This window comes from Cesiribacter sp. SM1, from assembly GCF_020178975.1.
Classification (GTDB): Bacteria; Bacteroidota; Bacteroidia; order Cytophagales; family Cyclobacteriaceae; genus Cesiribacter.
Map to the genome: position 1 here is coordinate 1 of NZ_JAHXBU010000097.1, position 7,423 is coordinate 7,423.

The following is a 7,423-nucleotide window of genomic DNA, read 5'->3' on the forward strand; positions in this document are numbered from 1 at the left end:
TGTAATACTAACTCATCCTCTCTGTTTATCTCTAGCTTCTTTAATAGCTTACCCATCTTACCTCCTTTTTATTGGAAATGAAAAAGCTACTACTTTAGTTCTATTAATTATTTTGGAAGAGCACTAGCTTTACAGCTCCTTCCACCAGGGCTTTGTCCTGGGGATGATAAGGTCGTGCAGGATCCACCACACAGCCGTAGTGCAAAGCAAAGTCCTTAAGGGTCTTGTTGATCAGGGGAGCATACCTATGGCCTTTGCTCACTGCCGAGCGCAGGTTATCACATACAATGGCTTGGGGCACTCCTCCAAACCAGCTTAGGGCCTCATTGAGGCACAGAATAAAATCATCACGCTGCTGGCTTTTTACTGCACGTACAAAGGTGTAGTGGCTGCAGGGTAGAACAGCTACAAACAACTCTGCCTCCAGCACTTCTCCGGTCTCTTTGTCTACATAGCTAAGCTTCTTTCCTGCAAAGTCTACAAAGAGCTTCTCGGCTGCCTTGTGCAGCAGAATGCCGCTGGCTTTTAAAGGTTTGCTCCAGCGACTGTAATAGTGTGTAAACTGCGTATAGCGGTAGCCGTCCGGGTGTTGTTGCAGGTACTGGTGCCAGAGCTGCTGTAGGGTGCAGCCGGGTTTGGTTAGCTCTTTTTGATAGTAGGGAAAGTAGCTGCTTAGCTGCTCATAACGGCTCTTGTCTTTGTAATCTGCCGCTGGAAACAAAGAAGAAAGCGCACTGCTACTCTGCTCTTCCAGTTCCTGAAGACTGAGCTGCTGGGCTGAAAAGGTTTTAAAATAGCTGTTGACCGTGTTACGGCTCAGGCCAAGGGCACGACCGATCTGGCGGTTACTCATGCCCTTTTTCTTTAACTGTATAAGCTGTTGTAGATCCATAATGTCGATGCGTTGGCCTGCCATAAATTTTTCTGGCAAGGCTATTATACATTATGGAAAGTGGCACAATGATGAGCGAAATAACTTCCGGTTTCATCAGTATTTTGGCACAGTGATCCCCGAAATCACTGGCACAATATCAGGTTCAGCGTCAGATTTGGTGAAGCTATGCTGAATTAGCCAGAACTCGCCGACGCAAAAGTTCGAAACTAGCTCTGCCATACATCTGGCGCTTGATATTTTTCAGGCGATTAACCTGCCCCTCTGTTTGCCCGTTACTCCAGCAGGAGGTCATCGCCTGATAGACTGCATCAAAGTCCTGCCGGATTCCCTGTACAAAGCTTTTGAATGAAGCATGTTGAGCAGCTTTTTCGCACCAGGCCTTCAGGTTGTCTCCCTTCTTCTGCGCCATTATGCTTTTGAATTCCAGGTTCAGTTCCCAGAGCTGCTTTAGCAAGGAGCTTTTCTCCAGTAGTTTCGTCAGGAAAGGCTTTTGCTTATCATCCCATTCTTGTTCTGTCTTGCAAAAGGCGATGCTTAAGCTGCGCGTGGAGTAGTTCTCAACTTTTTGAGCAGAAGGTAGTGAAAGTGCTTCTCCTGTTTTGGGATAGTTCGACAGGAAGCCAGCTAGAATGGTATAGGAGCCATTATAGCCTCTTTCTTTGATTTCCTGCAAGAGTGCCTTTGCACACTGCTGGCCCTCTTGCCAGCGCTGCCGAAGATAAGATTCATAATCTAAAAGGTTGGATTTTCTGGGATTGATTTTCGGAACAAAGGCTTCTTGTTTAAAACACCTCCTCACCGTATTTCTGGACACTCCTAAATGCCGGCCAATGGCTCTTGCAGAATGACCATTACTTTGAAGTTGCTTTACCTTTTCAAAAAGAGCATAGCGTTTTTCCACACGTACACTGGTTGTTTTCTCTGGCACTTCTGCTGCAGCTTCAGACTTTGGCTGCTCAAAAACCTCCTGGGCTGTTTCTCTGATTAAGGATCTTTGCCTATCCAGAAATTTGGTGGTATTCTCTCCCAGATTCTTAAGCAAATGCCAGCGATCGGCTACCTGTACAGCTTCTGGGCAAGCCCTTGTGATGGCAAGGGCGTACACAGAAGAACGATCTCTGCTGACAATGGAAACGCCGGGGTGTGCCAGAAGCCAGGCTTCTAAAGTTTTGCCTTCCCTGTCCGGCAACAGGTCGATGGGCTTTCTTTTTTCCAGATCTACCAGTATGGCGCCATAGCTTTCCCGCTTGCGAAAAGCAAAATCATCTACACCCAGAACAGTGGGAGTAGTGGCTTCAGTTACAGCACCCCCTCTGATGCTTCTCAATACAGTAGAAGCACTTATAGGTATTCCTACCAGCCTACAAATACGGGCTCCAGGCTTTGCGCCCATCTCGCATCCAATACAGATCATCTGTTCACACACCCGAAGTAGTCTTCTACCATAGCGCTTCAAGCAGCTTGGTTGTTGTTGTGCAAAGATTTTCCTGGGGCAGTTATCCTTCTGGCAGAAAAACTTGCGCGTGCAGAGTCGTAGCTCTACTACTTTACCACTGATGGGCAGATCTTGTAGCTTGCGCTCATAGCGGCTGTGGATGCGAGTGCTTAAGCTATCACAAAGAGGGCAGTAAGCGGTAGTGACGATAAACTGAAGCTGAAAGATAACCTTTGCTTCAGTGACGGAAGTAGCTAATACTTCTAATTCAGGTGGTATAAGCAAGCTGGTTTCCATTCTTGCTTAACCATATTCAGCAGGATTTTGACCCTCATCACCAAATCTGACGCTGAACCAATGACCTCCGTCTTATCCAACGCTACAACTCATGGCTGAAAAAGGTGTTTATCTGGTGCCGACAGACGGTACTTATGATGGATATAATAGTATAGTAGAGTTCTCCGAAAGCAATATTTCAGATGAAGACATCAAAGGTTTTGTAACAACAACAAAGCAACGACTCTTAAAAGCAGTAAAAGCAGGCGTGAAAATTGTGTACGGCTCTGATTTGTATCTCTATACCCCAAGGTCTATTGGTATTGAAGCAAAAAACTCGTTGGTGTCCTATTTTGAGGCTGGCATTCCAGTAAATGAAGTTTTTACAAATAGGAACTTACAATAGCGCTTGTGCCATGGGAAAACAAAATGAATTTGGTGTTATAAAAGCAGGCACATTTGCCGATATAATAGCTTTCGAGGGAGATTTAGAAAAAGATTTTAAAAATTTGATCTACGACAAAAATCATTTCGTCATGAAAACCGGAGTAGTTTTTAAAAGACCATAGAAATTTTTGAGTCGATTGAAATCTATACCTCTTTGAATTGCTGAAAATACAGGAATTGGATTTTTATGCCAGAACATAACTAAGCAAAAAGCGATTTCAAAAAGAATGAAAAACACTCTGTAAAGTGCTTGTGACAGAGCTTAAATTACCGCCTTGTAGCATTGTTGTTATATGCCTCCAAGATACTTTTCATTTTTGTCTCGGTTAATGGTTTTATAACATAAGCTAGCACGCCATGCTGTTTGGCTCTTTCTATATCCCTGGGATGATAGGAAGAAGTGTACATAACAATTTTTTGTTTACATAATGCTCCTCTGCCTTCCAGTTCTCTCACTCTTTCCAGAAATTCAAATCCATCCATTTTAGGCATATTGATATCCAGAAAAATTAGATCTGGACCTTTTTCCTTAAAGGAGCCTTCCTCACTCACCTTTATAAGAAGAGATAGTGCTTCATTGGCATCTTCAATGCACTCTATTTCTTCTGTTATATTCATTTCTTTCAGAAAAATCTTATTAATAATACAGCTAGTCTCATCATCGTCAATCACCAGTACTCTATGGATGGATTTCATATAAATTCTTATTATAATGAAGAATATTGGCTACGATTTTGTTAGCGCTGGGTATTAAGCCTGCCGTAGCATTTAGTGAAAGCAAAAAAAAGAATACTCTTTTTATTAAAACCTTAATTTCTCTCTAATTCACCAATTTTTGAAAATCCAAAGTCTACCCCAAGACCCTGGATCTTAATAGACAGGCACGCTAATGATATATGTTGCGCCTGACTTTCTAAAGCAGTTTGCTGCCAGTTCCAAGTAATGATTCTTTACTAGAACCTGTAGCACGATACGTTTCCTGTTTTAAGCCAGTCGCAACTGGCTTGTGTGTAAAATCACCTAAAGAACAACTATCTAAACTTTCTACTCCCGAAAGGATTAAATCCTGCCCCTCCTGTTGAAAAATTGAAAAAGGATGTGGCTGATTTTTTCAGGGGTCAGGGGCTTATTTAGGTAAGCCTGTACTTTATATTTTTGAGATAATGCTTTATCTCTGTCATGCATGGAAGAAGTAAGCAGCACAATGAATAACTTTTCAGCATCAAAGCCTGGGTGCTGTTGAAGTAGCTCCAGAAATTCGAGGGCATTGAAAAATGGCATATGTACATCCAGAAAGATTAGTTCGGGACAGCTATCATCTCCAGCTCCTTTACCGCTGCAGTGTTCAATGATGAATTCCAGTGCTTTTTGTTCATCCTCCATACAATGAACTTTTTCGGCTATCTGCATTTCTTCTATGATTGACTTATTGATGTAACTGGTAATTTCATCATCGTCAACGAATAAGACACTCTTGATCTTTTTCATCTAAATAGTTAAAAACAGCGTTGCCCTGATCAACAGGATCAGGCACTAACTTTCCTTGCTGTTGTGTTATAAGTTTTGCTGATTTGCTATTGCTTTTTATATCTGCGAAAGGTTAAGCCATTAGGTTGAAATACGCTATGTTAGCTTCGATGTTGCATGTTTTCAGTACGTAGAGCAAATAAACAACACCAGGATAATGGCATCTAGGTTCAGCTGAAATTATATCCCCGTAATGAACAGCTTTGGGCAGTAGGCTGCAAAACCCAGGTAACGATCTGATGGTAAATCTTTACGGCTATAAAATTACTTCCCCCGGCCATGTAAAACTGAATTTGTTGCCTTCCTGCCTAAACGCTGGATCTTCTATCGAAGATTGCCTGCCTTTTTCCTGAATAATCTTTGTCACAAGACAGAATATCACCTAAGATCGATGTAACGACTGATCTGCCAACCAAAAATTCTAAGTCTATGAAAAATTAGAAACCAAATGGTTGCAAATTTAAATGCAAACGATTAGTTTCGTATTATAACCTGGATTAATGAGAAGAGATATTTTTAAAGCCATTGCAGACCCAACAAGGCGGGCAATCATTGCGCTTATTGCAGTACAGGCAATGACCCCCAATGCCATTGCCGAACACTTTGATACCACACGACAAGCGGTTTCAAAGCATTTACGGATTTTACAGGAATGTGAATTGATCAAAGCCGAGCATCAGGGCAGGGAAATTTATTACCAGCTTGAAATTGACAAAATGAAAGAAGTAGACAAATGGCTGGAACAGTTCCGGAAAATTTGGGAAACACGTTTCAGCCAGCTTGACGAAGTACTATCAACACTCAAAAGCAGCAATAAATGAAAACAGTATTACAATTTGACTTTACCGTAAACAAACAAAACAATACGGTACAGGTAAAACGTGAGTTTGCCGCAAAACTTGATTTGGTTTGGGACGCCTGGACTAAACCTGAACTACTTGACCAATGGTGGGCGCCAAAACCATATCGTACGCAAACCAAGTCTATGGATTTCCGGGAAGGGGGCATGTGGCTGTATGCCATGATCAGTCCCGAAAATGAAAAGCACTGGTGTAAAAATGACTATCTCAAAATAGAACTTAAAAGCAGCTTTTCAGGTCTGGACGCATTTTGTGATGAAGAGGGAACGGTTAATCAGGATATGCCAAGAACATTGTGGAACAATGTTTTCAGCGAAACTGCTGATAAAACACTTGTAACGATTACGGCAAAATATGAAAGCCTTGCCGACCTAGAAAAGATCATTGAGCTCGGCTTTGAAAAAGGCTTTACCATGGCATTGGGAAACCTGGACGAATTGCTGGTAACGTTAAGCAAATAAAACAGCAATGCGAAAGCTGAAGTTACAAATGCAGGTTACCGTTGATGGATTTAACTCCACAGGAGCAAATGATGAGCAGCAATGGATAACCTGGGACCTGGACGGTATCAGGCAATACATTATTAACTTGCTTGACACATCCGACACTATCCTTCTCGGCAGAAAGTTAGCGGTTAACTATATTCCGTTTTGGCAGGACACCTTTACCAAGCCTGACGGTCCAATGTTTGCGTTTGCAACACGAATAGTGAATGCTCGAAAAGTTGTGTTTACAAAAACGCTCGATAATTCAGTTTGGGACAAAACCATACTTGCAAAAGGAAACTTAAAAGAGGAAGTCAACAAACTGAAGAGCCAGGATGGGCAAGACATGATTGTTTATGGTGGCAGTGCATTTGTTTCATCATTAATTAGGGAGGGACTCATTGACGAGTTTCATTTTTTTGTGAATCCAATTGCAATAGGAAAAGGGGTTTCAGCATTTGAGCAGTTAGAGAAATGGCAGCCACTAAAACTTAAAAACACAATTACCTGCAATAGCGGAATTTTCATACTTCACTACGAACGGAACTAACGCAACCAGGCAAACAAAACACTGCCTGTAACAGTGATAAGCATGAGGCGCTGCGAGAAGAATGGATGTCTACTGAAAGTGTCATGGCTGCCCGAGCCAAATGGCGCCTGACGAGTAGCCATGCTATCATAAATTCAGGGGGTAACAGGCTGACCATTCCTGATAGGATTGAGTCTGAAAAGGCCCATGCGGTTCCGGGAAGTACAGTGGAGGATGAATTCAACCTCGATGCGATTGGAATCACCTTTCTGGAATAACGTGAGTGAGCCATTGTTATAGGAGAGTGATCAGGGACTTATCGTGTTTATCCAGTTTCAGAGGGAGGTACTTCCCTATCTGCCCCATCTGGATTAATGAAACGGTAAGTAGACAAGGAAAAATAGACAGGTGCTAACAACAGAAAATTTCAGTTGCCTTCCCTGTTCTCTTGCCATTGACGCTGCAGGGAGCTTGTAAGCTCCCCCATTTTAGGACCATCTAGAAGTAGAGAATTCTATTCATTTTCAAATATAGGTCGATAACTACTACTATCGCTATGGGTGTTAATTGTGGGTAACTCCGAAGGTGGACTTGCAACAAAAAAGTGGACAAAAGATTAAGCTGCTAGTGGTTTAGAATTTAGTAGTTCCTCCATTTGTGCGGGTGTGCGGTAGCCCAAGCTGGAATGTAGCCTCATCCTGTTGTACCAGATTACGATGAACTCAAAAATCTCAACGGCTGCCTCCTTTTGATTTTCAAATCTTTTTCTGTACACACACTCTGTTTTCAGGGTTTTAAAAAAGCTCTCTGCTACGGCATTATCCCAACAGTTGGCCTTTCGACCGCCGGAATTCTAAGGTTAAGCCAAGGTTTAGGTATATTAAATTTTCAAGATTTGAAGTTATGCAGCTTTGTTATATTGTCGAAGAGCAACATAGGGAGTTTCTCTTTTGATAGTGGCAAAAATGC

General features: G+C 42.2%; 10 protein-coding genes and 1 pseudogene. 6 read left to right on the top strand and 5 right to left on the bottom strand.

Annotated features, from left to right (window positions below; translation table 11 throughout):
• Positions 1-103: 103 nt before the first annotated feature.
• Both istA and KWJ01_RS27630 read right to left on the bottom strand, forming a co-directional pair.
• Entirely contained in the window at positions 104-916 is an 813-nt protein-coding gene (istA, locus tag KWJ01_RS27625; RefSeq protein WP_225000389.1) for an IS21 family transposase, read from the bottom strand.
• Positions 917-1,058: 142 nt separating this feature from the next.
• Positions 1,059-2,627 carry an ISL3 family transposase gene (locus tag KWJ01_RS27630; RefSeq protein ID WP_225000390.1) on the bottom strand — a complete coding sequence of 523 codons (1,569 nt, stop codon included), beginning with the start codon at positions 2,625-2,627 and terminating at the stop codon, positions 1,059-1,061.
• A 91-nt stretch (positions 2,628-2,718) separates the two neighbouring features.
• On the opposite strand from KWJ01_RS27630, the gene KWJ01_RS27635 reads away from it, so the two are divergent.
• Positions 2,719-3,012, top strand: a complete 294-nt coding sequence (locus KWJ01_RS27635; protein WP_225000391.1) for a hypothetical protein — start codon at positions 2,719-2,721, stop codon at positions 3,010-3,012.
• Positions 3,013-3,022: 10 nt separating this feature from the next.
• Positions 3,023-3,175, top strand: coding sequence for a hypothetical protein (locus KWJ01_RS27640; RefSeq protein WP_255651236.1), 153 nt, complete (start codon positions 3,023-3,025; stop codon positions 3,173-3,175).
• 145 nt (positions 3,176-3,320) lie between these two features.
• On the opposite strand, the gene KWJ01_RS27645 is transcribed toward KWJ01_RS27640, so the two are convergent.
• Together KWJ01_RS27645 and KWJ01_RS27650 are read right to left on the bottom strand one after the other, a co-directional pair.
• Positions 3,321-3,749, bottom strand: a complete 429-nt coding sequence (locus KWJ01_RS27645) for a response regulator (RefSeq protein ID WP_225000393.1) — start codon at positions 3,747-3,749, stop codon at positions 3,321-3,323.
• A 363-nt stretch (positions 3,750-4,112) separates the two neighbouring features.
• A complete protein-coding gene (locus KWJ01_RS27650) occupies positions 4,113-4,541 on the bottom strand; it encodes a response regulator (RefSeq protein WP_225000394.1) in 429 nt (142 codons plus the stop codon).
• Between the two features lie 539 nt (positions 4,542-5,080).
• Here KWJ01_RS27650 and KWJ01_RS27655 point away from each other — a divergent pair.
• The 4 genes from KWJ01_RS27655 (at position 5,081) to KWJ01_RS27670 (ending at position 6,732) form a co-directional block, all read left to right on the top strand.
• Positions 5,081-5,401: a helix-turn-helix transcriptional regulator gene (locus KWJ01_RS27655; protein ID WP_225000395.1), complete on the top strand. Its 321-nt coding sequence runs from the start codon at positions 5,081-5,083 to the stop codon at positions 5,399-5,401.
• Positions 5,398-5,901: an SRPBCC domain-containing protein gene (locus KWJ01_RS27660; protein WP_225000396.1), complete on the top strand. Its 504-nt coding sequence runs from the start codon at positions 5,398-5,400 to the stop codon at positions 5,899-5,901. Before KWJ01_RS27655 ends, KWJ01_RS27660 begins: the two co-directional genes overlap by 4 nt.
• Before the next feature lie 7 nt (positions 5,902-5,908).
• Complete coding sequence (locus KWJ01_RS27665; protein WP_225000397.1) at positions 5,909-6,475, top strand: dihydrofolate reductase family protein; 567 nt, start codon at positions 5,909-5,911, stop codon at positions 6,473-6,475.
• An 83-nt stretch (positions 6,476-6,558) separates the two neighbouring features.
• Complete coding sequence (locus tag KWJ01_RS27670) at positions 6,559-6,732, top strand: hypothetical protein (protein WP_225000398.1); 174 nt, start codon at positions 6,559-6,561, stop codon at positions 6,730-6,732.
• A 338-nt stretch (positions 6,733-7,070) separates the two neighbouring features.
• Here KWJ01_RS27670 and KWJ01_RS28420 read toward each other — a convergent pair.
• Positions 7,071-7,277, bottom strand: a pseudogene (locus KWJ01_RS28420) (IS3 family transposase); the annotation flags it as partial.
• Between the last annotated feature and the right edge of the window lie 146 nt (positions 7,278-7,423).

Coding starts and splice junctions, on each gene's coding strand:
- istA (WP_225000389.1), bottom strand. CDS start 916: ATGGCAGGCCAACGCATCGACATTATGGATCTACAACAGCTTATACAG.
- KWJ01_RS27630 (WP_225000390.1), bottom strand. CDS start 2,627: ATGGAAACCAGCTTGCTTATACCACCTGAATTAGAAGTATTAGCTACT.
- KWJ01_RS27635 (WP_225000391.1), top strand. CDS start 2,719: ATGGCTGAAAAAGGTGTTTATCTGGTGCCGACAGACGGTACTTATGAT.
- KWJ01_RS27640 (WP_255651236.1), top strand. CDS start 3,023: ATGGGAAAACAAAATGAATTTGGTGTTATAAAAGCAGGCACATTTGCC.
- KWJ01_RS27645 (WP_225000393.1), bottom strand. CDS start 3,749: ATGAAATCCATCCATAGAGTACTGGTGATTGACGATGATGAGACTAGC.
- KWJ01_RS27650 (WP_225000394.1), bottom strand. CDS start 4,541: ATGAAAAAGATCAAGAGTGTCTTATTCGTTGACGATGATGAAATTACC.
- KWJ01_RS27655 (WP_225000395.1), top strand. CDS start 5,081: ATGAGAAGAGATATTTTTAAAGCCATTGCAGACCCAACAAGGCGGGCA.
- KWJ01_RS27660 (WP_225000396.1), top strand. CDS start 5,398: ATGAAAACAGTATTACAATTTGACTTTACCGTAAACAAACAAAACAAT.
- KWJ01_RS27665 (WP_225000397.1), top strand. CDS start 5,909: ATGCGAAAGCTGAAGTTACAAATGCAGGTTACCGTTGATGGATTTAAC.
- KWJ01_RS27670 (WP_225000398.1), top strand. CDS start 6,559: ATGGCTGCCCGAGCCAAATGGCGCCTGACGAGTAGCCATGCTATCATA.